28 protein-coding genes are annotated in these 25,965 nt (G+C 65.6%); 7 read left to right on the top strand and 21 right to left on the bottom strand.

Features of this window, described 5'->3' with window-relative positions; genetic code table 11:
- The first annotated feature begins 41 nt into the window (after positions 1–41).
- Positions 42–695 (top strand): hypothetical protein, encoded by a 654-nt coding sequence (locus ACSBM8_RS18600; RefSeq protein WP_442679475.1) that lies wholly within the window; start codon positions 42–44, stop codon positions 693–695.
- 42 nt (positions 696–737) lie between these two features.
- On the opposite strand, the gene ACSBM8_RS18595 is transcribed toward ACSBM8_RS18600, so the two are convergent.
- A complete protein-coding gene (locus tag ACSBM8_RS18595) occupies positions 738–1,013 on the bottom strand; it encodes a hypothetical protein (protein ID WP_442679474.1) in 276 nt (91 codons plus the stop codon).
- Positions 1,014–1,277: 264 nt separating this feature from the next.
- Between ACSBM8_RS18595 and ACSBM8_RS18590 the strand changes: the two genes are divergently transcribed.
- Positions 1,278–1,727, top strand: coding sequence for a DUF3617 domain-containing protein (locus ACSBM8_RS18590; protein ID WP_442679473.1), 450 nt, complete (start codon positions 1,278–1,280; stop codon positions 1,725–1,727).
- A 386-nt stretch (positions 1,728–2,113) separates the two neighbouring features.
- On the opposite strand, the gene ACSBM8_RS18585 is transcribed toward ACSBM8_RS18590, so the two are convergent.
- The 7 genes from ACSBM8_RS18585 to ACSBM8_RS18555 form a co-directional block, all read right to left on the bottom strand.
- On the bottom strand, positions 2,114–3,025 hold the full coding sequence (locus ACSBM8_RS18585) for a LysR family transcriptional regulator (protein WP_442679472.1): 912 nt from the start codon (positions 3,023–3,025) through the stop codon (positions 2,114–2,116).
- Between the two features lie 226 nt (positions 3,026–3,251).
- Entirely contained in the window at positions 3,252–4,004 is a 753-nt protein-coding gene (locus ACSBM8_RS18580; RefSeq protein WP_442679471.1) for an SDR family NAD(P)-dependent oxidoreductase, read from the bottom strand.
- A gap of 138 nt (positions 4,005–4,142) precedes the next feature.
- Positions 4,143–4,472 carry a YciI family protein gene (locus ACSBM8_RS18575; protein ID WP_442679470.1) on the bottom strand — a complete coding sequence of 110 codons (330 nt, stop codon included), beginning with the start codon at positions 4,470–4,472 and terminating at the stop codon, positions 4,143–4,145.
- 249 nt (positions 4,473–4,721) lie between these two features.
- Entirely contained in the window at positions 4,722–5,423 is a 702-nt protein-coding gene (locus ACSBM8_RS18570) for an SDR family NAD(P)-dependent oxidoreductase (protein WP_442679469.1), read from the bottom strand.
- Between the two features lie 168 nt (positions 5,424–5,591).
- Entirely contained in the window at positions 5,592–6,788 is a 1,197-nt protein-coding gene (locus tag ACSBM8_RS18565; RefSeq protein WP_442679468.1) for a TCR/Tet family MFS transporter, read from the bottom strand.
- Positions 6,789–7,141: 353 nt separating this feature from the next.
- Positions 7,142–7,339, bottom strand: coding sequence for a hypothetical protein (locus ACSBM8_RS18560; RefSeq protein ID WP_442679467.1), 198 nt, complete (start codon positions 7,337–7,339; stop codon positions 7,142–7,144).
- The gene (locus tag ACSBM8_RS18555; RefSeq protein WP_442679466.1) at positions 7,314–7,868 is read right to left on the bottom strand and encodes a hypothetical protein; all 555 of its coding nucleotides are present in this window, start codon (positions 7,866–7,868) and stop codon (positions 7,314–7,316) included. Before ACSBM8_RS18555 ends, ACSBM8_RS18560 begins: the two co-directional genes overlap by 26 nt.
- A 395-nt stretch (positions 7,869–8,263) precedes the next feature.
- On the opposite strand from ACSBM8_RS18555, the gene ACSBM8_RS18550 reads away from it, so the two are divergent.
- On the top strand, positions 8,264–8,869 hold the full coding sequence (locus ACSBM8_RS18550) for a sce7726 family protein (protein ID WP_442679465.1): 606 nt from the start codon (positions 8,264–8,266) through the stop codon (positions 8,867–8,869).
- Here ACSBM8_RS18550 and ACSBM8_RS18545 read toward each other — a convergent pair.
- From ACSBM8_RS18545 to uvrA, 6 genes are all read right to left on the bottom strand, one after another.
- Positions 8,822–9,856, bottom strand: a complete 1,035-nt coding sequence (locus ACSBM8_RS18545; RefSeq protein WP_442679464.1) for a beta family protein — start codon at positions 9,854–9,856, stop codon at positions 8,822–8,824. The genes ACSBM8_RS18550 and ACSBM8_RS18545 overlap by 48 nt on opposite strands.
- A 114-nt stretch (positions 9,857–9,970) precedes the next feature.
- Positions 9,971–10,567 carry a hypothetical protein gene (locus tag ACSBM8_RS18540; RefSeq protein ID WP_442679463.1) on the bottom strand — a complete coding sequence of 199 codons (597 nt, stop codon included), beginning with the start codon at positions 10,565–10,567 and terminating at the stop codon, positions 9,971–9,973.
- A gap of 311 nt (positions 10,568–10,878) precedes the next feature.
- Positions 10,879–11,073, bottom strand: a complete 195-nt coding sequence (locus ACSBM8_RS18535) for a hypothetical protein (protein WP_442679462.1) — start codon at positions 11,071–11,073, stop codon at positions 10,879–10,881.
- Between the two features lie 101 nt (positions 11,074–11,174).
- Entirely contained in the window at positions 11,175–11,732 is a 558-nt protein-coding gene (locus ACSBM8_RS18530; RefSeq protein WP_442679461.1) for a hypothetical protein, read from the bottom strand.
- 92 nt (positions 11,733–11,824) lie between these two features.
- On the bottom strand, positions 11,825–12,736 hold the full coding sequence (locus tag ACSBM8_RS18525; protein WP_442679460.1) for an NADP-dependent oxidoreductase: 912 nt from the start codon (positions 12,734–12,736) through the stop codon (positions 11,825–11,827).
- A 157-nt stretch (positions 12,737–12,893) separates the two neighbouring features.
- A complete protein-coding gene (gene uvrA, locus ACSBM8_RS18520) occupies positions 12,894–15,896 on the bottom strand; it encodes an excinuclease ABC subunit UvrA (RefSeq protein WP_442679459.1) in 3,003 nt (1,000 codons plus the stop codon).
- A gap of 195 nt (positions 15,897–16,091) precedes the next feature.
- Between uvrA and ACSBM8_RS18515 the strand changes: the two genes are divergently transcribed.
- From ACSBM8_RS18515 to ACSBM8_RS18500, 4 genes are all read left to right on the top strand, one after another.
- Complete coding sequence (locus tag ACSBM8_RS18515; protein ID WP_442679458.1) at positions 16,092–16,610, top strand: DUF1993 domain-containing protein; 519 nt, start codon at positions 16,092–16,094, stop codon at positions 16,608–16,610.
- 44 nt (positions 16,611–16,654) lie between these two features.
- Positions 16,655–17,689, top strand: a complete 1,035-nt coding sequence (locus ACSBM8_RS18510; protein WP_442679457.1) for a quinone-dependent dihydroorotate dehydrogenase — start codon at positions 16,655–16,657, stop codon at positions 17,687–17,689.
- A gap of 86 nt (positions 17,690–17,775) precedes the next feature.
- The gene (ggt, locus tag ACSBM8_RS18505) at positions 17,776–19,518 is read left to right on the top strand and encodes a gamma-glutamyltransferase (protein ID WP_442679456.1); all 1,743 of its coding nucleotides are present in this window, start codon (positions 17,776–17,778) and stop codon (positions 19,516–19,518) included.
- 106 nt (positions 19,519–19,624) lie between these two features.
- Positions 19,625–21,364: an AMP-dependent synthetase/ligase gene (locus ACSBM8_RS18500; protein ID WP_442679455.1), complete on the top strand. Its 1,740-nt coding sequence runs from the start codon at positions 19,625–19,627 to the stop codon at positions 21,362–21,364.
- Between the two features lie 5 nt (positions 21,365–21,369).
- Here ACSBM8_RS18500 and ACSBM8_RS18495 read toward each other — a convergent pair whose 3' ends face one another.
- From ACSBM8_RS18495 to ACSBM8_RS18465, 7 genes are all read right to left on the bottom strand, one after another.
- Positions 21,370–21,762 carry a hypothetical protein gene (locus ACSBM8_RS18495; RefSeq protein WP_442679454.1) on the bottom strand — a complete coding sequence of 131 codons (393 nt, stop codon included), beginning with the start codon at positions 21,760–21,762 and terminating at the stop codon, positions 21,370–21,372.
- Positions 21,763–21,822: 60 nt separating this feature from the next.
- Positions 21,823–22,551 carry a hydroxyacylglutathione hydrolase gene (gene gloB / locus ACSBM8_RS18490; RefSeq protein ID WP_442679453.1) on the bottom strand — a complete coding sequence of 243 codons (729 nt, stop codon included), beginning with the start codon at positions 22,549–22,551 and terminating at the stop codon, positions 21,823–21,825.
- Positions 22,548–23,630, bottom strand: a complete 1,083-nt coding sequence (locus ACSBM8_RS18485; protein ID WP_442679452.1) for an NAD(P)H-dependent flavin oxidoreductase — start codon at positions 23,628–23,630, stop codon at positions 22,548–22,550. Before ACSBM8_RS18485 ends, gloB begins: the two co-directional genes overlap by 4 nt.
- Positions 23,597–24,013: a VOC family protein gene (locus tag ACSBM8_RS18480; RefSeq protein ID WP_442679451.1), complete on the bottom strand. Its 417-nt coding sequence runs from the start codon at positions 24,011–24,013 to the stop codon at positions 23,597–23,599. Before ACSBM8_RS18480 ends, ACSBM8_RS18485 begins: the two co-directional genes overlap by 34 nt.
- A 67-nt stretch (positions 24,014–24,080) precedes the next feature.
- On the bottom strand, positions 24,081–24,359 hold the full coding sequence (locus ACSBM8_RS18475; RefSeq protein WP_442679450.1) for a hypothetical protein: 279 nt from the start codon (positions 24,357–24,359) through the stop codon (positions 24,081–24,083).
- Between the two features lie 133 nt (positions 24,360–24,492).
- A complete protein-coding gene (locus ACSBM8_RS18470; protein WP_442679449.1) occupies positions 24,493–25,218 on the bottom strand; it encodes a tetratricopeptide repeat protein in 726 nt (241 codons plus the stop codon).
- Complete coding sequence (locus ACSBM8_RS18465) at positions 25,215–25,949, bottom strand: alpha/beta fold hydrolase (RefSeq protein ID WP_442679448.1); 735 nt, start codon at positions 25,947–25,949, stop codon at positions 25,215–25,217. The genes ACSBM8_RS18470 and ACSBM8_RS18465 overlap by 4 nt, the downstream gene beginning before the upstream one ends.
- Between the last annotated feature and the right edge of the window lie 16 nt (positions 25,950–25,965).

The following is a 25,965-nucleotide window of genomic DNA, read 5'->3' as shown; positions in this document are numbered from 1 at the left end:
GCGGTATGGCGCGTTCCGTTTCTCTCCCGGATGGACATGACGTGACACGATCAGCCCTTTTCCCGGCCCTGTTCGCATCGCTTCCGATGCTCCTGGCAGGAGAGCCACTATCAGCCGCGGCGCCGCTGCCGCGCTATCTGCCACCGCAAGCGCCGCAGGATACGCGATTATGTTTCCACAGCTGGCTGGAATGGCCGACCCGGGATTTCATGGCCACCGACGGACTGAATGCGCAGGTGGCGCCCTATCTGACGGCGCTGGGCGAACCCGCGCTCTTTTCGGCGAAATCCGCTGCTCGCGCGCCGGGCGCGGGGGCGCTGCGGTTCATCTTCCTGACGAGCCGCTACGAGAATATCGTCGTGCGGATCGTCTGGGCGCGGAACCGGCCCGTGCGGCTGACAGGCGCGGTGCTGTGGGATGATGGCGAAGGCCTCGCGATCAAGCATCGCGTCGATCGCGCCTTGACGCGGGCGGACATCGCCCGGCTGCGGGAGGCGGTGACCCGCACGCGCGCGCTGGATGCGCCGGGGGTCAATTGCCGCCATGGGATGGATGGTCAGACGTGGCTCTTCGAAAGCGTGAGCGACGCGGGATACAGGCTGCTGGAGCGATGGAGCCCGGAGCCGGGCCCACACCGCGAACTGGGCCGGACGCTCGTACGCCTGTCGGGCCTGCCGCATCGCGAGATCGACTGATCCCGCGGCCGCGCCCCGGGCCGATCGGCCTGGCCCTTGCGCTTATTCCCCGGGGTCGGGCAGCGGGGTGGTGCCGTCCGAACGCGCGACGTGCAGCACGGCTACCTTGCAGCCATGCGCCCATGCCAGCCCGGCGGATTCGGCCGCCTCGTAACTGGGATAGGGATCGATCGCGATCAGGCTGACCGATTCCGAAATATCCTCCGCATCGGGCGGCGCCAGCAAATTGCCCTCGAGCGCGAAGGCGCCGTCGGGCAATTCCTGAACGCGGATGCAATCGGCATCGGCCGGGGCGGCCGTGCCGACAGGCAGCTTCACAATCTCCACGTCATTCCTCTCCGCTATCCGGAGCAGAACGGGAAAGGCGGGCGGGCGTTCCGAGGGGCGGCGCGAACGTGATCCGCCGCCGCGCCTGATAGAGCGACTTGTGCGACGATGCGGGGTGGGAAAGATGCGCATGCCGGCATGGAGGACGCGCAGCGCGTTGCCTGTGCTGCCTTGTCACGCCCGGGCGGATAACCGAGAATGCTGGCGCGCCTATCGTCTTGCGGACCGGGACGAACGCGAACGGGAGATTCAGGCATGCGCGGCATAAAGACCCTGGCCCTGCTGGCAGCGGCGATCGGTACGGCGGCGGCCGCCGCGCCTGCTGCGCAGAAGTGGCATTGGGCGTTGACCTATGACTTCCGGATCGAGCGCGTGAACGGCGCCCCGGTGGCGGAGCCCTTGGCCGAGCACAGCACGGAAGCGTTTTGCGACGTCGCCATGACCCAGGCTGTTCTCAACCGTGTGCTGATGCCTGGCACGGGGGACAACTGCAAAATGGATCGCTTTACCTATGCGGACGGGAAGATCGCGTTCGCAGGCGGCTGCGAACGCGACAAGAAAGGCCTGATCTTCTCCGCCACGGGCGAGGGGCGCTATGACGACAGCACGCTGCGGATCGATGTGAAGGCCCATGCGGATGCCGGCGGCCGCCCAATGGACGCGACCGGGGTGATTACCGGCACGCGCGAGGGGCGATGCGGCTGAGCCACAGGGCCGCCCCGACCGGACGCCGCCGGTGACTCGAAAATAAAAAACACCGGAAACGAACTTGATGATTTGGGGTGTGTGACGATCGGTGCGGGGCGGCGTTGCGCGGCGGGTCCGCCCAATTTGGGTGTCGTTGTTTCACAGCCACATCTGAGAAAGAGCCGGGGATTGAGCGGGGCATGATGTTTTGGCCCGCGTTGATCTGGGGCAGGAGTGTACGCTTTACACGTACAAATGTCAAGACGATCGGGCTGGTGGGCGGGCACTTCTGCGGCGTCGGACGCTTCAGCCGTTATGCCGGCAGAGGCAGGCATCTCTCGATAGGCGCTCTCGACAAGCTCGATCGCACTCGAGACGAATGGTTCATACTAAGTCATCACGCTCTAGCCGGGGTCCGCGCGCAATTGCTGCAGGAGGTGATCCACGAAGGCGCGGGCGGCAGGGCGGACGGATTGGCCACTGGCGAACAAGGCGTGCGCCTCAATCTCGTCCAGGGCCCAGTCGGGCAGCAGCCGCACCAGCGCGCCGCTGTCGAGATCCTCGGCGAAGGCCGGCAGACTGGCGACCGCGATGCCGAGCCCGGCGCGGACGGCGCTCACGGCCACTTCCGCGCCGTTGATCGCCACCTGCCCCTGCGGTTGCACGCTCACTTCGCGATTGCCGCGGCGGAACAGCAATTCCCGGCCCGCGACCGGGCCGGCGATCACGAAGGCATGATCGGCCAGCGCCTCGGGCGTATCAGGGGTGCCGTGCGCCTCCAGATAGGCCGGCGCGGCGGCGACGACCAAGGGCCAACGCCCGATCAGCCGCGCGATCGCGCTGGAATCGGGCAGTTTGCCGAAGCGGATCGCGACGTCGATGCCGTCCTGGATCAGGTCCTGCCGCCGGTCGTCGATCAGCAGTTCGATCTTCAGATGCGGATGGCGCGCGGCGAAGCCGCCGAGCAGGGGGACGATCGCGCGCGAGGCGATGATCGAGGCGACTGCGATCCGCAGCGTGCCGCGCAGATCGTCGGTGCTGCGGACCTCGTTGGCCGCGTCCTCGAGCGATTCGAGGATCGGCCGCACGCGCGCGAGATAGGCAGAACCGGCATCGGTGAGCGTCAGCGCGCGGGTGGAGCGGGCGAACAGGGTCACGCCCAATTGCTCCTCCAGCACCGCGATGATCCGCGACGCAGTCGGCTGCGACAGGCGCAACTCGCGCGCGCCCTTGGAGAAACTGCCCAACCGCGCAATCTGGACGAACAGCCGAAGTGCCTGGAACTGGTCGCTCAATCGCTCGGTCCCGACTGTCATGGATCGGCTCCAGCTTAGAGGGTTTCGGGGCGGTCGCCAGCTTTATGACGGGGGGCGGCGGCGGCACGGACCGCGCCCTTATCCCAATCGTCATGCTGAACTCGTTTCAGCATCCATCTCTCCCCGCAGCGCAGCGCCTGCTGCACCATGGATGCTGAAACAAGTTCAGCATGACGAGGGTTGGAGGGTCGGGAAAGTCGGCGCTCCTTCTCTCCGCCCCCGCCGCTCACACCTGCGCGTAGCCGCCGTCGACGTGGAGCTCGACGCCGGTGACGAAGCTGCTTTCGGCCGAGGCGAGGAAGGTTGCGACGGATGCGATCTCGCTGGGATCACCATTGCGACCCAGTGGCGTCTCGCTCGCGAATTGTGCATAGAAAGCGTCGCGCTGTTCCTCGCTGAAGCCCGCTTGCTCGGTCATGATCGGCGTGATGATCGTGCCGGGCGCGAGCGTGTTGACGCGGATGCGACGCGCGCTGAGATCCTTGGTCCAGGTGCGGGCGAAGGATCGGATCGCCGCCTTGGTCGCCGAATAGACGGTGAAGGCCGGCATGCCGAGGCTGCCCGCAATCGATCCGTTGAGGATGATCGATCCGCCGTCCACGATCAGCGGCAGCAACGTCTGCACCGTGAAGAAGGTGCCCTTCAGGTTGATCGCCACGGTGCGGTCGAAATCCGCTTCGCTCACCGTTCCGAACGCACCCAGCGACCCGCCGCCGGCGTTGGCGAAGAGCACGTCGATGCGGCCATGCTTTTCGGCGATATAGGCGCGCAGCCGCTCCAGATCGGCGAGATCGGCAATGTCGCCCTGAAAGCCCTCAATCGCGCCGCCAATCTCGGCAATCGTCGCATCGATCCTGTCCTGGCGGCGGCCGGTGACGATCACCGTAGCGCCCTCCGCCACGAATTGCGCCGCGGTCGCGCGGCCCATGCCGCTGCTGCCGCCGGTGACGACGGCGATCTTGCCTTGGAGTCGGTTCATGTCTCTGGTCCTTGTTGGGGGGCGGATGTGCTCCCTTCGGACGGGAGATGGCCCTGCATCGCCGCGCGATAAGGCGGCTTCGGCGGATAAGAGTTATTCGTCGCGGTGGCGGCCGATCGCATGGCCAGCCCGCCGCGATCATTCGTGGAACGGCACCCACATCATCCTCACCGCGACGTTCAGCATGCCGGATTTGACCGTTGGGTCGTCGGTGCCGATGCGCGTCGCCTCGGCCAGATCGGCCGCGCGAAAGATGGTCATGCCGCCATCGTCGAGCACGCCGTTGAGGCCGCCCGCTTCCTTCATGAAGGGCCCGCTCATCACGGTCAGCCCGCGCGCCTGCAGCTCGGTCATGTAGCCGACATGGGCCATGAATTCGGGCTGCTCGTTATAGGGCACATTCTGCACCCAGTTCGGGCCGGGCGTCTGGAACGCCACGAAATAATGGGGGCCGTTTTCGTCAACCATGACAGCATACTCCCGTGAAGGTTCACGCCGGAACGTCCGCTCCGGCCACCCCTATGTCTGCTGTCCGGCGGCGGCTGCGTAGTGTGCGATTTCGGATAAGATCCATCCGCTGCCTGCATGGCTGCGATGCCGCGCCCTTCCGCGCTATCCTCGGTATTCGTATAGCTCGCTTATGACTAAGGACCGTCGTCTGCGGATCGACGCTCTGGTCGCCGTCTGGACGATCAACGTGTATCTTTCAGCGCACACTCACCAGGGCACGGTCGCGCCGAAGCGGTCGAGATAGTGCATGCCCGGGGTCGCGCGCGCCGCGTGGAGGGTGTCAGCGACCATCGGGATCGCTTCCTCCATCGTGAAGGGTGCGGACGCGCCGCCGAGATCGGTGCGGATCCAGCCGGGGGCCATCGCCACGACGGCGCGGCCGCCGGCGGCGTCGCGGGCGGCGAAGCTGCGCAGCGCCATGTTGAGCGCGGCCTTGCTGCTGCGATAAATCTCGCCGCGGCCATTCTCATTATTGGCGATGCTGCCCTGGCCGGACGACATGGCGCCGATCAGGCCGCCCGCCGGCACTCGATGCGCCAGCGCCTGGATCACGCGCATCGGGCCGAGCACGTTGGTGGCCATGACCTGCGCGAATTCGTCGTCGGTGACATGCCCCATTGTCACCTGCGGGTCGTGGGTGGTGGCGCCGGCGTTGACGAACAGCATGTCGAGCGTGCGACCGGCGAGGCGGGTATCTAATGCGGCGATCTGCGCGGGATCGGTAATGTCGAGCGGCGCTATCTCGACGCGATCGGGGTGGCGATCGGCAAGGTCATGGAGATCGGTACGATCCGCGCCGCGGACGGTGCCGATGACATGCCAGCCGCGGGCGAGGAATTCGGCCGCCAGCGCCAGACCGAGACCGCGCGAGGCGCCGGCGATGAGAATATTCGGATCGGGAGAGGGCATAAAGGCGCGCCTTTCGCTTGGGCCTCAAGGTCGTGATGCGCCCGCACGGCTGTCTTATTCCAAGCGAGCTTCGGCGTGGTCGTAGAATTCTTCGATCGCTTGAGCCACTATGCCGACCGACCCGCAAGCGCAGCGTGCCAAATCGTTGCGCGCGCCCGTCAACCACGGTCACTGTGGTGCGGCGGAGGTCCCGGCCGGCTTGAACCGCAGGGTGAGCACGAGCGGCACCGCGATGGCGTTGACCGCCAGCGCCGACAGCCAGATCGCACCGGGCCAGCGATCGCGCACGACGAAGTAGATGGTCGAGAAGCCCAGCGGCCCGACGATCGACGCCATGCTCATCGCGGATGCCAACACCCCCTGGAACTGGCCCTGGCGGCTCTCGTCGACGAGCCGGGTGGCGAGCGATTGCAGGGCCGGACTGCCGACGCCGGACAATGCGACGATCGGCATGATCGCGAACACCATCCAGCCGTGGGTGACGAAAGCCATGGCGGTCAGCGCAACACAGGCACCGGCGATGCTGGCCAAGACGGTGCGGCGCTCGCCCAGCAATGTGACGGTCGGCCCCGGCAGGAAGGCCTGCGCCAGGGCCTGGCACAGGCCGAAGGTGCCGAGCGACAGGCCGATCCACAGCCCATTCCACTGGAACATGTCATTGCCCCACAGCGCCCAGCACGTCCCATAGACTTCGCCGGTGGCGCTCAGGACGAAGAAGATCGCGATCACAGGCGTCAGGCTCTGCATCGAGAAAGCCCAGCGTAGCGGCCGCAGCGGATTGAGCGCGGCGAGGTCGATGTTCTCGCGGCTGGGCGTGCGCGATTCCGGCAGGACGAAGAAGGCGAGCAGGAAATTGCCCGCGTTGAGCAGGGCCGCCGCGATGAACGGCAACCGCAGCCAATGGTCGCCGAGCAGCCCGCCCAGGACCGGGCCGAGGATGAAGCCGATGCCGAACATCGCGTTGAACAGGCCGAAGCGTTTCGCGCGCAGCGCCTCCGGCGAGATGTCGGTGATATAGGCGCTCGCGACCGAGATGTTGGCGCTCGTCAGTCCGCCGATGGCGCGGCCGATCGCCAGCAGCCACAGCGACGGCGCCAGCGCCATCAGCACATAGTTGATCGCCGCCCCGCCCAGCGACAGCAGCAAAACGGGCCGGCGGCCGAGGCGATCGCTCAGCGCGCCAAGCACGGGCGCGAACACGAACTGCATCGCCGCATAGAGCGCGGCGAGGATGCCGATATAGGCCGCGACATTGCCGGCGTGGGTGACGTCCTCAATCAGGCGCGGCAGGATCGGGAAGATCAGGCCGATCCCGACGGCATCGAGGCAGATCGCCGCGAAGATGACGATGAGGGGCCGGTTCATAGCGACGTCCCAGTCACGGCGGCGTGGAAGGCTTGCGACCGTAACAGGCGCAAGCGGGGAATAGGGAATATTGGCACGATTCAGCTCCATGTCGATGTTCGACCGGAGCGTTTCCCGAACCCTGAGACCCGCGCCGACGAACGCACAGCCACCTGGATGGTGGCCGATGTTCGTCGCGGGGATCCGAGGCACGAGGCCAAAGACCAGACTTTCGTTACCGAAAGGCCTTGGGCTTACCAAACCAAGGCTGCCTTTTCCGACAGACGCGAATTAACAGGGGTGGGCCTGGCGGGCAAGACGACGTCAACGTCCCCTTCGCCTGAGGAGGGGCGGCGCCGACTTTGCGGCGGCGTTTACCAAGTGCCGCCGCTCTCCTCGATCGCCTTGAGCAGCGCGCGCTTGCTGGGCGTTCGCCGCGTTCCGGCGTTGCGGGGAGGTTCGCCGGGATCGATCTGGGCGCGGCGCGCGGCAAGGCGCGCGGCATAGTCCGCATGATTCAGGCGCGGGCCGGTCCAGTCTTTCGTGTCAGCCTTCGATGTCCGAGATGCCATAATCGCCAGAGCTTTCCTCACGGATACGCCGATCCAGATACCCTTTATCGACGTCCGGGTTAAGCCGCAGCAGCAAGCGCGCCTGATCGATGCGGTCGCGCGCCGTGCCCGACGCATATTGGCCCATGCGATCCGCGATCAGATCTTCGACCGCGATGATCGCAAAGGCCCCATCGGTGTCGAAATTCTCGACGAGGAGGATGTGGTCGCGATCAACGTTGCCATCCATGGGCACGTCGGCAACCACCTCGAAGCCCAAGTGCAGCGCCGGATGGATCCAGCCACGGGTCGCCATGCCGGGGCCGGATGGCTTGATGAAGCCGTGGCGCTGCATCTCTTCCTCCAGCTCGGCCTGCACGGGCGAGCAGAGATCGAAGTCGCCGGTGGCGAGCATGCTGCCGGTATAATATTCCGCTGCGGCACCACCCACCAAAACCGGCCGGGTAAACCCCCGCGCGCGCATCGCCGCGCTCACCTGGGCGAAAAGGCCGAGCGCTGCTTCGAATTCAGGCCGGTAGGGGCTGGTCACAGATCGAGCTTATCAGCCTGCGCGACATATCACCAAGCGCTGAGGTGCGGGGTGACCGGACCCGGAATTCCCCCGGATCGGAATTAAGTATAGTGTCCCCTTAACTTCAGACCGCCAATACCAAACGGCTGGAATTTTTCTTCCAATGTGATGGATCGGAGCGGTGAAGCGGTGGTGCGCGCCAACGATCCGCCGGTTATGGCTGGCTTGCAATTCGACGCACCCAACACGGCTGAAAGTTAAGGATAGTGTTCCCGTAACGCTCTGTTGAAGCCCGCCTCAATCTTGATTCTCCAATGAATGGAGTCACTTAGCGCCCGTCGGATGCTATTGATTTTAATACACAAATCGACGATTCTGCGGGCGGTGCCTATAGCAGCATTCCGGGCGAGTACATGCGAGATCGAGATGTGAGACGAGCGCTATTAGCGCTGCTTGAGGAACAGCATCGCGGCGACGGCGACACGTCCGTTGTCGAAGAGATGGGCATATGGTCAGGAACTGTGAGGATAGATGTAGCCGTTATAAACGGAGAGTTAACCGGCTTCGAGTTGAAAAGTGAGAGAGACACGCTAGCACGTCTTCCCGACCAGGCGGAAATATACGGCTTGGTATTCGACCGGCTCTACTTAGTGACAACGGAAAAACACTTGAGAAAGGCCAAAGATATCATCCCCCGCTGGTGGGGCGCTTTGATTGTTCGTACAGCGATTGATGGTACGTTGGAAATCCGGGAGCGACGTGCTGCTCGGAGCAATCCCGGGATAGATGCTCTGATTTTAGCGAGGCTGCTGTGGCGTGAAGAAGCCCTAAGGCTTCTCGAGGAGCACGATCTGGCGAGCGGTATCCGATCCAAACCCGTAGGACGGATGCACGAGCGCTTAGCGACGGAGCTCGATCTGATGAGTTTGCGATTAGGAGTAAGATCGGCTCTAAAGCAGCGATCAAATTGGCTACGGCAAATCGATGCGAACTCGCTCGATGTGCCGGTTCACGCTTAATCGCACCCAAGTTTCGAGGCTTCCGGGACTTTCCGTTCCAGCCGCCATCTTATCTATCGTATCGTCGGCCCAGCAGTTTTGGATGCGATGCCGATGAGAATATCCGACAATGCTTTTGGCGTGCCCTACCAACTGCGGTGCCATATCGATGCTTCCTCGGCCGGTTGTTTTAATTCCGCGGCAAATCAGGAAGTCATCGGGCAGGGTATACTTGGCATTTATGGGATAGCCCCAAGCGATCGCTGACGGAGGCGCGGCAAGCGAAACCGTCATATAGTCACCGTAATCTAGGCGATAGGGCAGTTTTGCGGCAACGAGAGCCTTCCACAAAGCCCACTCGGTCCGCTTGATAAGATGCAGGCCTGCGGAGTAACCGCTGAAATCGCCGGGTATACTCGTGCCTGCAATCGTGACTGTGCGCCAACTGCTGCCGGAATGAAGCTTCTTGAATACGTCCGCGACCGCCGGGCCCATCGATGCCACAAGGCCGATCGATGATCGGAAATCCGCGATCAAATCTGTTACTGGTAACGGCAGAAGCCAACTTGAAGCCCAAGTATTAGCTGATGTAAATTCAGCTAAGTCTACTCTCAACGCTGCGCCTCGCCCGTCTGTTGCGTGGATAGCACGAATAGCGGCTTGGTATGCGGATGGTGCGCCTAAAGATGACACGGGTGTGAGGGTGAGGCCGATGGCACGAGCAGCGGCTGCGATATCAGTGATAGGATGGTGGGCCACGCCTGTCGGCACAGCAAGAGCAGATGCATCCAGAAAAAACGCCGCGGTACCCCAGCACGCCTTCAGTTCATTGGCCAGCTCTTGAGCTGCGGTCACTCCGACTTTGCTTTTGCTGGTGGGTTCGCGATATTGATCAGGGCCGACCTGAAATAACGGGAAGACGCCAGTTCTTGCCGTTGGCTGAAGTTGACAAATACCCCTTCGCTCGCCCTGCTTCCAACGAACTATGGGAGTGTAATTATGGACCATGGCTACCGCCTTTAGCACTTTTGTCTACGAGAGCGAATACGGCCGGTTTGATTTATAGGTCGAGTTCGGCCTTATCAACTATTCACGCACCACCACCTCGTTCTGATATTCCAGCTACTGCTGCGGCACCGCTGGCGCAGCCGAAATCCCCTGCGCCGCGGCGACAACGATTCCCGCATCGGGCGCCGCATCCGCAAAGGTCACCGGCACATCCTCGTCCAGGAAGGCCTTGACCGGCGCGCCGGTCGGGATTCTGGCGCTGGTGCCCGTCATGAAAAAGCCCGCGAGGGGCAGCAGCACGACCGAACCCACTACTGCGCCCGTGCCGGTCACGCCCTTGTCGTTGAGCGTGCCCGACATGCGGATCTGACGATCGCCTGCGCGCAGATAGAGGACGCGCGCCTCAATATTGCCGGACTTGCCCCACATGCCCTTGTTGCGCACGCTGGTGACCTCACCCGTCCCATGGGTGCCGGCCGGAATGACGACGCGACCGTTGAGTGAGATGGGCTCGGCCGTCTCCACCTCGAAGCGCTGGCCAACTTTGAGATGCTTGCCGAGCGTGGTCAGTTCTTCCGACATCTTCATCGGCACCTCGGTGCCCGCGCGCAGCACGTTGCCTTGCGGTGCCCCAATGACGATGGCCTGCTGCGCCGAAGCCGGCAACGCGAGCACAAGCGACAGCGCAAGCGCGCCATAAGCGATCTTCATGATATCCCCCCCTTTTTACCGGCTCGCCCCCGAGCCGTTACGGGCACAGAACGTCAATTATGGGCGGCCGTCAAGATGGTGGATCGAGCCGATCGTCTAATTAATAATCCGAATATCGATGCAAATGAACCAAGTATAACCGGGAGTCGCGCTTAAGCTGATGGCGCCAAGAACTTGGTAAGCCGCGCAGTATCATTGCTTCGTGAGATGCCAGCCTTCGCTGGCATGACCGCGGAGAGAGGGGGCCGCCCCTCCCCTAACCCCTCCCGCAAGCGGGAGGGGGATCTTACTCCGCTGCCACGGCCTCGCGCTTATCCTCCAGCAGCGGCTTGGTGGTGCCCGGTATAAGACCGCGGTTCCTTCACCACCTGCTCGGGCGTGCCGGTCGCGACGATCTCTCCCACCTTCGACAAGTTTAGGACAGGCTTGTCGCCGTCTTCGGGGCCAAGATCGATGGTTCCATTGACCGTCTTGATGGTCTCCTGACTATGTTCGATCACCATCACCGTGTTGCCTGCTCCACGAGCGCATGGCGCACATCTGGCAATTTGTGCGCGTCGTCGAAATGGAAGCCGTCCGCCCCGGCGTTGTCGTGCCGTCCGCCCCGCTAATCCCTGGGACGCCACCGCGCGAACGGCGTGATCTTTCCGGGGCGATCGCGCCGGACGGATGGGGGACCGTCACGGACCAATGCGTCTCCCACGGGCGACAGGTTCATCGACCATGATTCCGTCCGCTCATTGTCGAAGACGAAACCGCCCGTCCGGTCATCGAGCCGGAAGGTGATGTAATCGGTCCAGTGCTGGCCGCAGGCGACGCCATTCTCGACGGTGAAATAGCGGCCGCGCGTCGCGATCGTCGCATTGCCGTCGAGAAACGGATCGCATTGTCCGCCCTCGTCGGCGCGCAGGACGACATGGTCATTGCGGCCTGCAAGGACGTAGCGGTGATCCTTCAAGGCAAAGATCAATAGCGGACGTGCCGGGGCCGGCAGCGCCCGATTTTTCGTTTCGGTGCGCCGTCCCAGCGCGACGATCACGAATGTGCGGTTTGGCTGGCCCGCAACGATCCGCGCCTTGCCCAGCACCGCATAGCCGGCGGGGAGCTGGCGGGTCAGTTCGGCCGGCAGGCCCGGCGCCGCGCCAGCGGGGTGCGCGGCGATCATGGCGCCCAGCAGGATGAGCCCGATCCTCGTCGCCGATCCAGAATTGCGGAGGCGAGACCCGGTCCTATGCGCAGGGGACCCGTGCGCGCCCATCACGGCAGCAGTACGATCTTTCCGCCCCCGCCCTTTTCCAACAGCGTATGCGCGGCGGCCGCGTCACGCAGCGGCATGCGCTGGCTGATCGGCAAGACGAATTTGCCGTCGCGCATGTCTTCGGCAAATATGCGGAGCCTGGCCGGATCGGGCTGCGCGAACACGCGGCTTACCGCGACCGTCGCGTCTTTGGCGGCGTCTTCCGGGAGCACCGACGCATAGCCGAAGCGGCCGCCCGGCCTGACCCTGGCGAGCAGCTTCGCCGCGGTCTCGCCCCCCACCGTATCCGCGACGCCATCGACGGCGTCCAGCCGCGCGATTGCGTCGTCGTCGTCGATGGCCACGGTGGCATCGGCGCCCAGACTCTCCGCCTCCGCTAGCTGTCGCGCGCGGACGCCCGCAATGACCTTCGCGCCCAGCGTCTTCGCGCTGTGCACGGCGGCGCGGCCCACGCTGCCGAGGGCGCCGCTGACGAGGATCGTCTGGCCGGGTGCGGCCTGGGTGGCGCGCCGGACGAGCTGATCGCCCGTCAACGCCACGAGCGGGAGGGCGGCGGCGTCGATCGGATCCAGCCCATCGGGGCGGTGCGTGACCCAGGCAGCCGGTACCGCGACGATCTCGGCATAGGTCGCATTGGCCATTGCGATCACGGCGTCGCCGGGCTTGAAGTCCCGCACGTCGCGGCCGACCGCGGTCACCACGCCGCTGACATCCTTGCCGAGGATTGCGGGCAGGGTCAGCGGGAAGTCCTTCTGGCGGGCGCCGGAGCGCACCTTCCAGTCGATCGGGTTCACGCTGGTTGCGATCGACCGGATGAGGACGGTGTCCGCGCCGATCTCGGGTTCGGGCACATCGTCCTCATATTTCAGGACGTCGGGCCCGCCATATTGATAGATCCGAACCGCTCGCATCGTCGTTCCTCCGATTGTCGCTGGGATGGGGAACGCACAAGCGCGGATCGTGGCGCAGGCAAAGGTGGGCTGACGGCGTCGGACCGGCGCGGTTTGATTGTGTGCCGTCGCATTAAGCGGGACCCCGGCTCAAGGCCGGGGTGACGGGGGGTGTTGGCTATTCGGCCGCGACCGCCTCTTTCTTATGCTCCAGCAGCGGCTTGAGGTAGTGGCCGGTGTAGGAGCGCGGCTCCTTCACGACCTGTTCGGGCGTGCCGGTCGCGACGATCTCGCCGCCTTTGTCGCCGCCCTCAGGTCCCAGGTCGATGATCCAGTCGGCGGTCTTGATGACCTCCAGATTATGTTCGATCACGACCACGGTGTTGCCTTGCTCGACGAGCGCGTGGAGCACCTCCAGCAATTTGCGAACGTCGTCGAAATGGAGGCCGGTGGTGGGCTCGTCGAGGATGTAGAGCGTGTTGCCGGTGGCGCGGCGGCTGAGTTCCTTGGCGAGCTTGACGCGTTGCGCCTCGCCGCCGGACAGGGTCGTCGCCTGCTGGCCGACCTTGACGTAGCCGAGGCCCACTTCGGCCAGCATCGCCATCTTGTCGCGGATGCTGGGCACCGCCTTGAAGAATTCCACCGCATCCTCGACCGTCATGTCGAGCACGTCGGCGATGCTCTTGTCGCGGAACTTCACCTCCAGCGTCTCGCGATTGTAGCGCTGGCCGTGGCAGACGTCGCAGGTGACGTAGACGTCGGGCAGGAAGTGCATCTCGATCTTGAGCACGCCGTCGCCCTGGCACGCCTCGCAGCGGCCGCCCTTGACGTTGAAGCTGAAGCGGCCGGGCTTGTAGCCGCGCGCCTGGCTTTCCGGCAGGCCGGCGAACCAGTCGCGGATCTGGGTGAAGCTGCCGGTATAGGTGGCGGGGTTGGAGCGCGGGGTGCGGCCGATCGGCGACTGATCGATGTCGATCACCTTGTCGAGATATTGCAGCCCCTCAATCTTCTCATGATGGCCGGCGAGCATGCGCGCGCCGTTGAGCTGGCGCGCGGCGCTGGCGTAGAGCGTGTCGATCGTGAAGGTCGACTTGCCCGATCCGGAGACGCCGGTGATGCAGGTGAAGGTGCCGAGCGGGATCGACGCGCTGACATTCTTGAGATTGTTGGCGCGCGCGCCCTTCACCGTCAGCTTCTTGCCGTTGCCCTTGCGGCGCTTGGCCGGGAGCGGGACCATGCGGCGCCCGGTGAGATAATCGGCGGTGAGACTGCTGGTGTTGGCGAGCACGTCCTCGAGCGAGCCCTGCGCGATGACCTCGCCGCCATGCACGCCCGCGCCGGGCCCCATGTCGATCACATAATCGGCGGTGCGGATCGCATCCTCGTCATGCTCGACGACGATCACGGTATTGCCGAGATCGCGCAGCCGCTTGAGCGTGACGATCAGGCGGTCATTGTCGCGCTGGTGCAGGCCGATCGAGGGCTCGTCGAGCACGTAGAGCACGCCGGACAGGCCGGAGCCGATCTGGGAGGCCAAGCGAATGCGCTGGCTTTCGCCGCCGGACAAGGTGCCGCTGGTGCGATCGAGGTTGAGATAATCGAGCCCGACATTGTCGAGGAAGCCCAGGCGCTCGACGATCTCTTTCAGGATCGGGGTCGCGATCTGGCTTTGCTGCGGGTTGAGATGATCCGGCATGGCGCGGAAGAAAGCGAGCGCGGGGCCGACCGCGCGGCGGGTGGACATGGAGATGTCCTCGCCGGCGATCTTGACCGCCAGCGCCTCCGGCTTGAGGCGCGCGCCGCCGCACACTTCGCACGGGGCGGCGGACTGATATTTGCTGAGCTCCTCGCGCATCCACGCGCTTTCGGTCGAGAGCATGCGCCGTTCGAGATTGCCGACGACGCCTTCGAACGCCTTGTTTACGGTGTAGCTCTTGCGCCCGTCGATGAAGGTGAGCGGGATCGCCTTGCCCTGCGTGCCGGTGAGGATGACCGCGCGCTGTTCCTCGCTGAGGTCGTTGAACGGCGTGTCGAGGCTGAAGTCATACGCCTTCGCCAGGCTGGCGAGCACCTGCATATAATAAGGGCTGGGCGGCTGCGACTTGGCCCAGGGCACGATCGCGCCCTTCTTGAGCGAGAGATTCTCGTTCGGCACGACCAGTTGCGGATCGAAATAGAGTTTCTCGCCGAGGCCGTCGCAGGCTGGACAGGCGCCCTGGGGGGCGTTGAACGAGAAGAGGCGCGGCTCGATCTCGGATATGGTGAAGCCGGAGACGGGGCAGGCGAATTTCTCGGAGAAGACGATGCGGTTGGCCGGGATGCCGGCGTTTTTCATGCCGGACTTGGTTCCGCCTTTTTCGGCTGTCTCGCTGCGTCCTTCGACAGGCTCAGGACGAACGGTATTTTCCGCCCCGTTCGTGCTGAGCGACGTCGAAGCACGCAGCGCCTCCTCGACCGTCCCATCCGCCAGATCGACATAGGCCAAGCCCTCGGCGAGCTTCAGCGCGGTTTCGAAGCTTTGGGCGAGGCGGGTTTCGATGCCTTCGCGGATGGCGAGGCGATCGACCACGACTTCGATGTCATGCTTGTATTTCTTGTCGAGCGCGGGGGCGTCTTCGATCTCCATCATCTCGCCGTCGATGCGGACGCGGGTGAAGCCGGCCTTCTGCCATTCGGCGAGCTCCTTCTTATACTCGCCCTTGCGGCCGCGCACGGCGGGCGCGAGCAGATAGAAGCGCGTGCCTTCGGGCAGCTGCATCACGCGATCGACCATCTGGCTGACCGTCTGTGCGCTGATCGGCAGGCCGGTCTCGGGCGAGTAAGGAATGCCGACGCGCGCCCAGAGCAGGCGCATATAATCGTAGATTTCGGTGACGGTCGCGACGGTCGAGCGCGGGTTGCGGCTGGTCGTCTTCTGCTCGATCGAGATGGCGGGCGACAGGCCCTCGATATGCTCGACGTCGGGCTTCTGCATCAGCTCCAGGAACTGGCGCGCATAGGCCGACAGGCTCTCGACATAGCGCCGCTGGCCCTCGGCATAGATGGTGTCGAAGGCGAGGCTGGACTTGCCCGATCCGGACAGGCCGGTGATGACGGTCAGAGTCTCGCGCGGAATGTCGACATTCACGCCCTTGAGATTGTGCTCGCGGGCGCCACGCACGGAGATGTGAGTCAAAGCCATGGGTCGAGTTTGTTCCAGTTATGTTCGGAAGGCAAGCGCGGCGGGCACGCAGACCCTCGCTAGATGGTAACGCATTGGCGGAATGGAAGATGCCGCGCCCGATCGGCGGGCCAACGCAGAGGCTTGCGGAGGTTTCGGGGGCACGGCATGGGCCGCGCGACGGGCGATCGACCCGCACCCTTGAGGAGTCGTTCTATGCTCTCGCTCTACGATGTCAGCATTCCGCTGTTCCTGCGCCAGTTGCGCAATATGGATGCGTTCCTGGAAAAGGGCGCGAGCTGGTTCGCCGAGCAGGGCCGGCCGGAAAGCGAACTGACCGGCGCGCGGCTGATCGACGACATGGCGCCGCTGACCGGCCAGATCCAGCGGGCGAGCGACAGCGCCAAGGGTGTCGCGGTGCGGGTCGGCGGGATCGACCATGTCTCCATGCCGGACGAGGAAGTGACGATCGCCGATCTGCGCGCCCGGATCGCGCGGACGATCGGCCTGCTGGAAGCGACGCCGCGCGAAGGGTTTGACGGCAAGGACGACGCGCCGGTGGAGGTGCGGACGCCCAACCGGACGATGACGTTCACTGCGCGCGATTATGTGCTGGGCTTCGCGCTGCCCAATTTCTTCTTCCACGTCACGACGGCCTATGCGCTGCTGCGCAAGGAAGGGGTGCCAGTCGGCAAGATGGATTATCTCGGCCGGGTCGGGACGGAGGAGGCCTGAGCCGGCGCCGGGACAAAGCGGGACGGGCCGATTATAGAAGGGGCATGTCGCTCTATTCGCTCGTCCGCCCGCTGCTGTTCCACTTCGATGCCGAGCGCGCGCACGGGCTGGCGCTGACGCTGATGCGGGCGATGTCGGCCCGGCCGGCGCGGCACGATCCGGCGCTGGCGGTGGCGCTGGCCGGGCTGCATTTCCCCAACCCGATCGGGCTGGCGGCGGGGCTGGACAAGGATGCGGTGGCGCCGGATGCGTTCCTGGGCGCGGGCTTCGGCTTCGTCGAGGTCGGTACGATCACGCCGCTGCCGCAAGCGGGTAATCCCAGGCCGCGCCTGTTCCGGCTGGTCGAGGACGAAGCGGTGATCAACCGGATGGGCTTCAACAATGGCGGCCAGCCGGCGGCGCTGGCGCGGCTGCGGGCGCGCGCCGGGCGGCCGGGCATCGTCGGCGTCAATGTCGGCGCGAACAAGGATGCGGCCGATCGTATCGCGGATTATGTGCAGGGCGTGCAGACGATGGCGCCGGTCGCGGATTATCTGACGATCAACATCTCCTCCCCCAACACGCCGGGGTTGCGGGCGCTGCAGGACGAAGGCGCGCTGGATGCGCTGCTGGCCGCGGTGATGGCGGCGCGGGCGGATCGCACGCCGATCTTCCTGAAGGTCGCGCCGGATCTGGTGGCGAGCGATGTGGATGCGATCGTGCGCGTGGCGATGGCGCACCGGCTGGACGCGCTGATCGTCAGCAACACCACGATCGCGCGTCCGCCGCTGCGGAGCGTGCATGCGGGCGAGACGGGGGGGCTGTCCGGCGCGCCGCTGAAGGATCTGGCGCTGGAGCGGTTGCGCGACTTCCGGCGCGCGACCGGCGGGGCGCTGCCGCTGATTGCGGCGGGCGGCATCGCCAGCGGGGCGGACGCATTCGCGCGGATCACCGCCGGGGCAAGCCTGGTGCAGGTGTATAGCGCGCTCGTTTATGAGGGGCCCTGGCTGGCGAAACGGATGGCGACCGAACTGAAGACGCTGCTAGCGCGCGACGGGCATGCGACAGTGCAGGACGCGATCGGCGCCGAATTCGCCTGAACGCGCCCGCCGATGATGGTGATCCATCATCTGCCTTTGTAACATTGTCCGCTTGCCCGAGGGAGGGCGCGGTCTATCAAGGCGGGATGATTCAACGCCTTTTGCTTGCGCTGTGCGCGGTCGTCCTGCCCTTTTCGCCCCTATTGGCCAAGGCGCCGCCGGTCACCGCCGGCATCGTTTCGGCGGCCGATCCCCGCGCGGCGGCGGCGGGCGTCGAGATATTGCGCAAGGGCGGCAGCGCGGCCGATGCGGCGATTGCGGTGATGCTGGCGCTCAACGTGGTCGAGCCGCAAAGCTCCGGCATCGGCGGCGGCGGCTTCATGGTGCATTATGGCGCCAAGGATCGCAGCACGACCACCTATGACGGGCGGGAGGCGGCACCGGCCGCCGCCGACGATCACTGGTTCTACAAGGATGGCGTGCCGCTGGGGCATCGTGCGGCGGTGCCGGGCGGGCGCAGCGTCGGCGTGCCGGGCAATCTGCGCATGATGGCATTGGCGCATGCCGCGCATGGCAAACTGCCGTGGAAAGACCTGTTCCAGCCCGCGATCCGGCTGGCGCGGGAGGGGCATGCGATCACGCCGCGGCTGTACAATTCGCTTAACACCTATGGGCGCGCGATCATCTCCGATTGGGGCCGGGCGCAGTTCTTCAATCCGGACGGAACGGCCAAGCCGGTCGGCACCATCCTGAAGAATCCGGATCAGGCGGCGCTGTTCGCGCGGATCGCGGCGCGCGGCCCCGATGCTTTCTATCGGGATGCGCAGGGCGCGAAATTGGTGGCGACGGTCAACCAGGCGCCGGTCAACCCGTCCAAAATGACCCCGGCCGACCTGACCGCCTATCAGGCGAAGGCGCGGGCGCCGGTGTGCGGCACCTATCGGGTCTATCGCGTGTGCGGGATGGGGCCGCCGTCGGCCGGCGGCATCACGGTACTGCTGATCCTGAAACAGCTGGAGCGGTTCGATCTGGCCAGGCTGGGCAAGGATTCGCCGGTGGCCTGGCATCTGCTCGCAGAGAGCGAACGCCTGGCCTATGCGGATCGCGATACGTGGCTGGCGGATGGCGACCATGTCGTCATCCCGCAGGCCGGCCTGCTCGACCCGACCTATATTGCAGCCCGGTCCGCGCTGATCGCCCCCGATCGGACGATGGCGGCGGTCACGCCCGGCACACCCGCCGGCGCACCGCCGCGTGTCCGCGTGTCGCCCGGCCCGGAACATGGCACGACCGATCTCGCGGTGGCCGATGCGCAGGGCAATGTGGCGGAAGTGACCTCGACGATCGAAAGCGTGTTCGGGTCCGGCCTGACCGTCGACGGCACCTTCCTCAATAACGAGCTGACCGACTTCGATATCGTGCCGGAGCAGGACGGCTATCTCGCCGCCAACCGGGTCCAGGGCGGCAAGCGGCCGCGCAGTTCGATGTCGCCGACGATCGTCTACGGGCCGGACGGCAAGGTCCGCATCGCGGTCGGCGCGGCGGGCGGATCGACCATCATCGCGCAGGTCGCCAAGACGCTGATCGCGGTGCTCGACTGGAAGATGAGCGCGCAGGACGCGATCCGGCTTGGTCTGATCTACACGCCCGGGCCGGGCGGCGTGGTGGAGAAGGGCACGCAGCTGGAGCCGATGCTGCCCGCGCTGGCGGCACTGGGCGAACAATTGCGCGCCGCGCCGCTGGGCCTGAAGGCGAACGCGATCGAGCAGGTCGATGGGCGCTGGGCGGGCGGCGCCGATCCGCGCAGCGAAGGCGTGGTAATGGATCTGCGCGGCGTCGACGCCGCCATCCGCCGGATCGAGCAGGCGCCCAACGCGCCGCACGAATAGCTCTCGTCATCGCGGCCAAGTTGCGGCATCCCCTATACTGCGCGCGCCGCCATCGTGACGCGTGACCCCGGCGAAAGTCCGGGTACAGAAGGGGTCAGGAGAGACCATGGCGCTGGAACATTTCCCCAATCTCGTCGCCATGTTCTTCGCGCGTGCTGCGCAGCATGGAGAGGCGCCATTCCTGTTCTGGAAGGAAGATGACGCCTGGCAATCGCTAAGCTGGGCGGAAACCGCCCGGCGGGTGGCGGCGCTGGCGGAAGCGCTGCGCGGCCTTGGCCTGAAGCGTTGCGATCGCGTGCTGCTGGTATCGGAAAACCGCCCCGAATGGGCGATTGCCGACCTGGCGATCATGGCCGCGGGCTGCATCACCGTCCCGGCCTATACCAGCAACACGATCGGCGATCATGCGCACGTGCTGAACGACAGCGGCGCGCGCGCGGCGATCGTCTCTACCGCATCGCTGGCGAAGAATCTGCTGCCCGCCCTCGCGCGCTCGTCCCAGTGCGAGATGGTGATCACGATCGAGCCGCTGCAGCGCGAACGTATCGGCGCGGTCCGGATCCACCAATGGGACAGGCTGGTCGCCGATCAGCCCGGCGATGTTGCTGCAGCAAAAGCGCAGGCGGATTTCACGCGAGAGGATGTCGCCTGCATCATCTATACCAGCGGTACCGGCGGAAGCCCGCGCGGCGTGCGGCAGCATCATGGCGCGATCCTGCACAATTGCGCGGGCGCGGGCGACGTCATTCTGGGCGATTTCACGACCGGGCTGGAGATCTTCCTGAGCCTGCTGCCGCTCAGCCATGCCTATGAGCATACCGCCGGTTTTCACTTTCCGATCAGTCTGGGCGGCCAGATCCATTATGCCGAAAGCATCGAGAAGCTCGCTTCCAACATGGAGGAGGTCGGCCCGACGATCATGATCGTGGTCCCGCGCCTGTTCGAATTGCTGCGCGGGCGGATCCTCAAACAGATGGAGAAGCAGGGTCGGGCCGCGCAATGGCTGCTGGCGCAGGCGCTCACGCTGGATGCGAAGCCGACCAAGGGCATTGCCGACAAACCGCTCGACCTGCTGTTGGAGGCAACCGTGCGGCGCAAGGTGCGCAAGCGCTTCGGCGGCCGGATCAAGGCGCTCGTGTCGGGCGGGGCACCGTTGAATCCGGAAGTCGGCCGTTTCTTCCGCGCTTTGGGAGTGACCTTGCTACAGGGTTATGGCCAGACCGAATGCGGGCCGCTCATCTCGGTCAACCGGCCGCGCGCGGGCATTTCCATGGAAGGCGTGGGGCCGCCCGTGCTGGGCACGGACGTTCGGATCGCCGACGATGGCGAGATCCTGGTCCGCGGCGAAAACATCATGCACGGCTATTGGCGCAACGACACCGAAAGCGCGCGCGTGCTGGTCGACGGCTGGCTGCACACGGGCGATGTCGGCCATCTCGACGAGGCCGGCCGGATTGTCATCACCGATCGCAAGAAGGATCTGATCGTCAACGACAAGGGGGACAATGTGTCGCCTCAACGCGTCGAGGGCATGCTGACGCTGGAGCCGGAGATCGCCCAGGCGATGGTCGTCGGCGATCGCAGGCCTCATCTGGTCGGCCTGATCGTACCGGACAAGGAGTGGCGCGATTCGCTTCCCGCGGGCACCGATATCGCCAAGGCGTTGATGGGCGCGGTCGATCGCGTGAATACAGGTCTGTCGGTGACCGAGCGCGTCCGTCGGATCATCGTCGCGGATGAACCCTTCACGATTGAGAACGGGGCGCTGACACCGTCGCTGAAGGTGCGTCGGCATATCTTGCGGGACCTGTATGGCCCCCGGCTGGACGCCCTGTACGGCCGGTAGGCCGCTCAGCCCGCCTTTCGATAGGGGACGAAGTCGTCGAAGATGCAGGTGCCGGCGGGGATGTTGGCGGGGCGGCGCATCAGATCGGCCAGATCGCCGCGGCACAAGCGCGCCGAGGATGTGCGCGTGACGACGATCGTGTCGTCATTCAGCTGCTGACAATCGTCATGGAAGCGATTGACGAACCAGCTTGCGCCCTGGCGATAGGCGATGGCGGTTCTGGGAATGATCACGCTGTTGCTGTTGAGCCTGCCCAGATTGATGCAACTGACCGGCTTTCCCGCCACGCGCCCCTCCAGCAGCTTGGCCAGCTGTTCGTCCGGTGCGCGTTGCACGGCCGCCGCAGGCGCGGCGGTGAGCGCCGCCGCGAGCACGGCATGGACCAGATTGCGCATCATCTTTCTCCTCCCCGGTTCAACGCCCGAAGGCGGGATTGGTCGCGCGCGCCGGCATCCGCATCAACCTGAAAAGCTATCCTTTTCCGCGCGCCGCCGGGCCAGTTCCTCCGCGCTGCCGGCGCGCATGAAGGGATTGGTCGCCAGCTCCAGCGCGATCGTCGTCGGCAGCGTCGCCTCCCCGCGGTCGCGCGCTGCGTCCACGTCGCGCATCCGCGTTGCGATTGCGACATTGTCGGGCTCGGCGACACGCGCATAGCGCCCATTCGACTGGGTATATTCGTGCCCGCAATAGACGCGCGTCTGCGGCGGCAGCGCGCCGAGCAGCTGCATGGCCTGCCACATCTGCTCGGCACTGCCTTCGAACAGGCGGCCGCAGCCCATGGCGAACAGGGTATCGCCGACAAATACCAGCTCTGCCTGCGGGAGATGGAAGGCGATGTGGCCGGCGGTATGGGCGGGAATCTCCAGCACGTGCGCCTCGAACGCGCCCATGCGGACGCGATCATCCTGCTTTACCTGCACGTCCAGCGTCGGGATCTTGCCGAACTCGGCCGCCGGGCCGGTGATGCGGCATCCGGTTGCCGCCTTGATCGCAGCATTGCCGCCGGTGTGATCGGCATGCCAGTGCGTGTTCCAGATCTGGCCGATCCGCCAGCCGCGCCGATCCGCCTCCGCCAGCACGGCATCGGCTTCGCCGGGATCGACCACGACCGTCTCACCGCTGTCCGGATCATGCAGCAGCCAGATATAATTGTCGCGGAAGGCGGGGATGCGCGCGATCTCGATCATGTCAGCAGATCCAGTGTTTCGGCCGTCAATTGGCGGATCAGGGTTTCGGTGCTCTGCGGGCGGACCATCGCCGCGGCCTGCCCTGCCCACATTGCCGCGAAATCCGCGGGGTTGCGCGCCCGCAAGTCCGCCAGCGCGTCCCCACCATAAGGGAAGGGCGGCACGATCGCATTGACGGGACCCAGCTCCCGCGTGAGCCGCGTCGGCAAACCGCGCGCGGGCCGGCCCGTGAACAGGTTCGTGACGACGGTCGCCTCGCCGGCATCGGTGCCGAGGCGATCGCGATGCTGCTGGCTGATCCGGCTGTCCGGCGTGGCGAGAAAGGCAGTGCCCAATTGGACGCCGCTCGCGCCCAGCATGATCGCCGCGGCAATGCCGCGCGCATCGGCAATGCCGCCGGCAGCGATCACCGGCACAGGGACGGCATCGACGATCTGCGGCACCAGCGCAAACAGGCCCATGCGGGCGGACGCGTCACCGGGCAGAAAGTGGGTGGCATGGCCGCCCGCCTCCCAGCCCTGGGCGATCACCGCGTCGACGCCGCGCTCCGCCAGCCAGCGCGCCTCGGCCGGGCTGTTGGCGCTGGCGATGATGCGGCAGTCGGCGGCGCGAACCCGGGCGAGAAGCGCTTCGGGGGGCAGGCCGAAATGGAAGCTGACGACGTCAGGCCGCAAATCCTCCACCACGCCGCACATCGTCTCGTCAAACGGCTGGCGGAGCGGCGGCGGCGCGAGCGGCGCGGCGGCGCCATATTCGTCATAATAAGGCTGCAGCGCGGCCCGCCAGGCCCGATCGTCATGATGTTTGGGGAGGCTGTGACAGAAGAAGTTGAGATTGAGCGGCCCCGCAACCGCCGCGCGTACCTCGGCCACCTGCGCGCGCACGGCGTCGGGCGTCAGCAACGCGCAGGGAAGCGATCCCAGGGCGCCGCCCTTGATCGCCGCGATGGCCAGCGCCGCATCCTGTGCCGCCGCCATCGGCGCCTGCACGATCGGCGTCTGGATGCCGAACAGATCGAGCAGCCGCCGATCTTGCCAGCTCCGGGTCACCAGACGCCGGTATTGGGCATGGATGCCCATGGCTCCTGCGGCGGCAGATGGCCGTCCTGCAGCAGCTCGATCGAAATATTGTCGGGGGTGCGCACGAACGCCATGTGGCCGTCGCGCGGGGGACGATTGATCGTCACGCCGGCCTCCATCAGCCGCTGGCAGGTCGCGTAGATATCGTCGACGCGATAGGCGAGATGGCCGAAATTGCGTCCGCCATCATAGCCGGCCTGATCCCAATTGTGGGTCAGTTCGACCTGTGCCGCGTCATCGCCCGGTGCCGCCAGGAAGATAAGGGTGAAGCGGCCCGCTTCATTGTCCATCCGCCGCAGTTCGCGCAGGCCAAGCAGTTCGAAGAAGCGGATTGTTGCATCCGGATCCGATACCCGGATCATGGTATGAAGATATTTGGTCATGCCTGCCAAATAGCGCTGCGGCGGCCAGGAGGCGAGCCTTCTCGCCCAGGCATGCGCTGCGCGTGCGTTACCGCTGCATCACGAAAAGCACGGCGCCTGCCAGCGCGAATAATGTGGCCGCCGCAAGAAGCGTGGAAGGAAAGGCGCGGCGCGGCGGATATTGTGCCTTCCAATCGCTCGGCAGGTCATTCGCCGTCGCGCGGCGCCAGCGGCGGCCCTTGCGGACGAGATCGATGCCGCAATGATGGCATTCCGAATATAGACGGCGTTCCACACGCGCGACCGAACCGCGCTTATGTCGGCCCAAGATGCAGGTCAGTGCCCTGTTACGTGTCGCCCCGCGCATCGTACGAATCCCTTCGTCACGCTTGGCGAGACGTTATCGTGCGCCGGTCTTTGCCGCAATGCAGCATAACAATATTATGAAGTGCCTCTGCGATTGGCCGACCGCGCGGATGGCGCGCCCGCGCTGGGGGTGATTATTTGGGCTGTGCCAGCCTCGCGGATGCGGCCTGACCGGCGGGATCGGATGGGCCGAGCTGCGCCGCGCGCGTCCAGGCGAGGCGCGCGGCATCGGCTTTGCCCGCCGCCGCGGCGATATTGCCCGCCTCAAACTGAACGGAGGGATCGTCGGCGGCGGATTTCAGCGCGACCGCAATGTCCTTTTCGGCCCTGGGCAGGTCCTTTTGAAGCCGGGCCAGCGTGGCGGAGAGAAGCCAGGCGAACGGATCCTGCGGCACGAGCGCCAAGGCTCGATCGAGATCGATCCGCGCCTGCGGCAATTGGTTGAGCGCCACGTCGGCCCGCGCGCGGTCCACCCAGGCTTCGCCCGCCAGCGTCGGCGGCAGCGCAGGCAGAGCCAGCGCGCGATCGATATCCTCGCGGGCACGCGCGGGTTGGTCCGCGGCGAGTGCGGCGTTGGCGGCCTGGCTCCACAATTCGGCGGGACGCCCGACATTCTGCGCCTGCGCGTCCGTCGCAGCCTGCTCGAACGCGGCTTGCGCGGGTGCCCAACGCTCGATCCCGACATAAGCGAGGCCGAGGCATTGGCGCGCCGCCACGCTCTTGTCGCGGTCCACCCACGCGGTCGCCTGCTCAACCGCCAGCTTGGCGTCCCGTGTAACCAGCGTCCGGCAGGCGGCGGTTCGCGCCGAATCGTCGGGTATTTCGATGAGGGCGGCGGCGAGGAAGACGAGGGAGATCATAAGCTCTCGATCAGGGCGGCGACGGTGGTCAGCAGCAGGCCAAGGTCACCTGGACGCGACAGGCGGTGGCCCGCGCCTTTGACCAAGATGGTCTGCACATCGGCTGAACGCAGCGCCCGGCCGAGGCGGAAGGCGATCGACGGGGGAACCTCGCTATCGTCCAGGCCGTGGAGGAGGCGGACGGGGCAATCGATCGGGATCACACCATCGAGCAGGAGATTGGACTGGCCACTCTGCCAGAAGGCGTGGGTGGTGACCTCGGGCGTCTCATAATCCGGGTGATTGCTGACGATGAGCCCATCGCTAGCGAGCGTTGCCCGCTGCGCTTCGTCATAGCCCCATTCGGTAAAATCGGGCGCGGCAGCGATGCCGACCAGACCGACGATCCGTTCCGATCGTTCGAGCGCGTTCAACAGCATCAGCCAGCCGCCCATCGAGGATCCGACCAGGATCAGCGGGCCCTGCGTCAGCTGGTCGATCGCATCCAGGGCATCGTCGCGCCAATCATCCAGCGTGGCATCGCCGAACACGCCCTCGCTCTGGCCGCAGCCGCGATAGTCGAATCGCAGCACAGCGTGGCCGTGCGCCTCCGCCCAGGCATCCAGCGCGACCGCTTTGGCACCGGCCATGTCGGAGCCGTAGCCGGGGAGAAAGACGATGGTCGGGCCGGTGCCTGCGCGCAGTTCGTAAGCGAGGCGGGGCAGGCCGGGGCGATCGAGATAAGACAGCATGGGGGACTGTTATCAC

Source organism: Sphingomonas sp. ASY06-1R, from assembly GCF_052180265.1.
Taxonomy (GTDB): Bacteria; Pseudomonadota; Alphaproteobacteria; order Sphingomonadales; family Sphingomonadaceae; genus Sphingomonas_I.
This window is presented reverse-complemented; position numbering and strand designations above follow the sequence as displayed.

Excerpts from the sequence above, each read along its gene's own strand:
- ACSBM8_RS18575 (WP_442679470.1), bottom strand. The coding sequence starts at position 4,472 with ATGGTTGACGAAAACGGCCCCCATTATTTCGTGGCGTTCCAGACGCCC.
- ACSBM8_RS18475 (WP_442679450.1), bottom strand. The coding sequence starts at position 24,359 with ATGCGCGGGGCGACACGTAACAGGGCACTGACCTGCATCTTGGGCCGA.
- ACSBM8_RS18580 (WP_442679471.1), bottom strand. The coding sequence starts at position 4,004 with ATGAACCGACTCCAAGGCAAGATCGCCGTCGTCACCGGCGGCAGCAGC.
- ACSBM8_RS18510 (WP_442679457.1), top strand. The coding sequence starts at position 16,655 with ATGTCGCTCTATTCGCTCGTCCGCCCGCTGCTGTTCCACTTCGATGCC.
- ACSBM8_RS18570 (WP_442679469.1), bottom strand. The coding sequence starts at position 5,423 with ATGCCCTCTCCCGATCCGAATATTCTCATCGCCGGCGCCTCGCGCGGT.
- ACSBM8_RS18525 (WP_442679460.1), bottom strand. The coding sequence starts at position 12,736 with ATGCGAGCGGTTCGGATCTATCAATATGGCGGGCCCGACGTCCTGAAA.
- ACSBM8_RS18470 (WP_442679449.1), bottom strand. The coding sequence starts at position 25,218 with ATGATCTCCCTCGTCTTCCTCGCCGCCGCCCTCATCGAAATACCCGAC.
- ggt (WP_442679456.1), top strand. The coding sequence starts at position 17,776 with ATGATTCAACGCCTTTTGCTTGCGCTGTGCGCGGTCGTCCTGCCCTTT.
- ACSBM8_RS18515 (WP_442679458.1), top strand. The coding sequence starts at position 16,092 with ATGCTCTCGCTCTACGATGTCAGCATTCCGCTGTTCCTGCGCCAGTTG.
- ACSBM8_RS18585 (WP_442679472.1), bottom strand. The coding sequence starts at position 3,025 with ATGACAGTCGGGACCGAGCGATTGAGCGACCAGTTCCAGGCACTTCGG.
- ACSBM8_RS18530 (WP_442679461.1), bottom strand. The coding sequence starts at position 11,732 with ATGATCGCCGCGCACCCCGCTGGCGCGGCGCCGGGCCTGCCGGCCGAA.
- ACSBM8_RS18495 (WP_442679454.1), bottom strand. The coding sequence starts at position 21,762 with ATGATGCGCAATCTGGTCCATGCCGTGCTCGCGGCGGCGCTCACCGCC.
- ACSBM8_RS18485 (WP_442679452.1), bottom strand. The coding sequence starts at position 23,630 with ATGGGCATCCATGCCCAATACCGGCGTCTGGTGACCCGGAGCTGGCAA.
- ACSBM8_RS18560 (WP_442679467.1), bottom strand. The coding sequence starts at position 7,339 with ATGGCATCTCGGACATCGAAGGCTGACACGAAAGACTGGACCGGCCCG.
- ACSBM8_RS18550 (WP_442679465.1), top strand. The coding sequence starts at position 8,264 with ATGCGAGATCGAGATGTGAGACGAGCGCTATTAGCGCTGCTTGAGGAA.
- ACSBM8_RS18540 (WP_442679463.1), bottom strand. The coding sequence starts at position 10,567 with ATGAAGATCGCTTATGGCGCGCTTGCGCTGTCGCTTGTGCTCGCGTTG.
- ACSBM8_RS18500 (WP_442679455.1), top strand. The coding sequence starts at position 19,625 with ATGGCGCTGGAACATTTCCCCAATCTCGTCGCCATGTTCTTCGCGCGT.
- ACSBM8_RS18565 (WP_442679468.1), bottom strand. The coding sequence starts at position 6,788 with ATGAACCGGCCCCTCATCGTCATCTTCGCGGCGATCTGCCTCGATGCC.
- uvrA (WP_442679459.1), bottom strand. The coding sequence starts at position 15,896 with ATGGCTTTGACTCACATCTCCGTGCGTGGCGCCCGCGAGCACAATCTC.
- ACSBM8_RS18545 (WP_442679464.1), bottom strand. The coding sequence starts at position 9,856 with ATGGTCCATAATTACACTCCCATAGTTCGTTGGAAGCAGGGCGAGCGA.
- ACSBM8_RS18480 (WP_442679451.1), bottom strand. The coding sequence starts at position 24,013 with ATGACCAAATATCTTCATACCATGATCCGGGTATCGGATCCGGATGCA.
- ACSBM8_RS18590 (WP_442679473.1), top strand. The coding sequence starts at position 1,278 with ATGCGCGGCATAAAGACCCTGGCCCTGCTGGCAGCGGCGATCGGTACG.
- ACSBM8_RS18465 (WP_442679448.1), bottom strand. The coding sequence starts at position 25,949 with ATGCTGTCTTATCTCGATCGCCCCGGCCTGCCCCGCCTCGCTTACGAA.
- gloB (WP_442679453.1), bottom strand. The coding sequence starts at position 22,551 with ATGATCGAGATCGCGCGCATCCCCGCCTTCCGCGACAATTATATCTGG.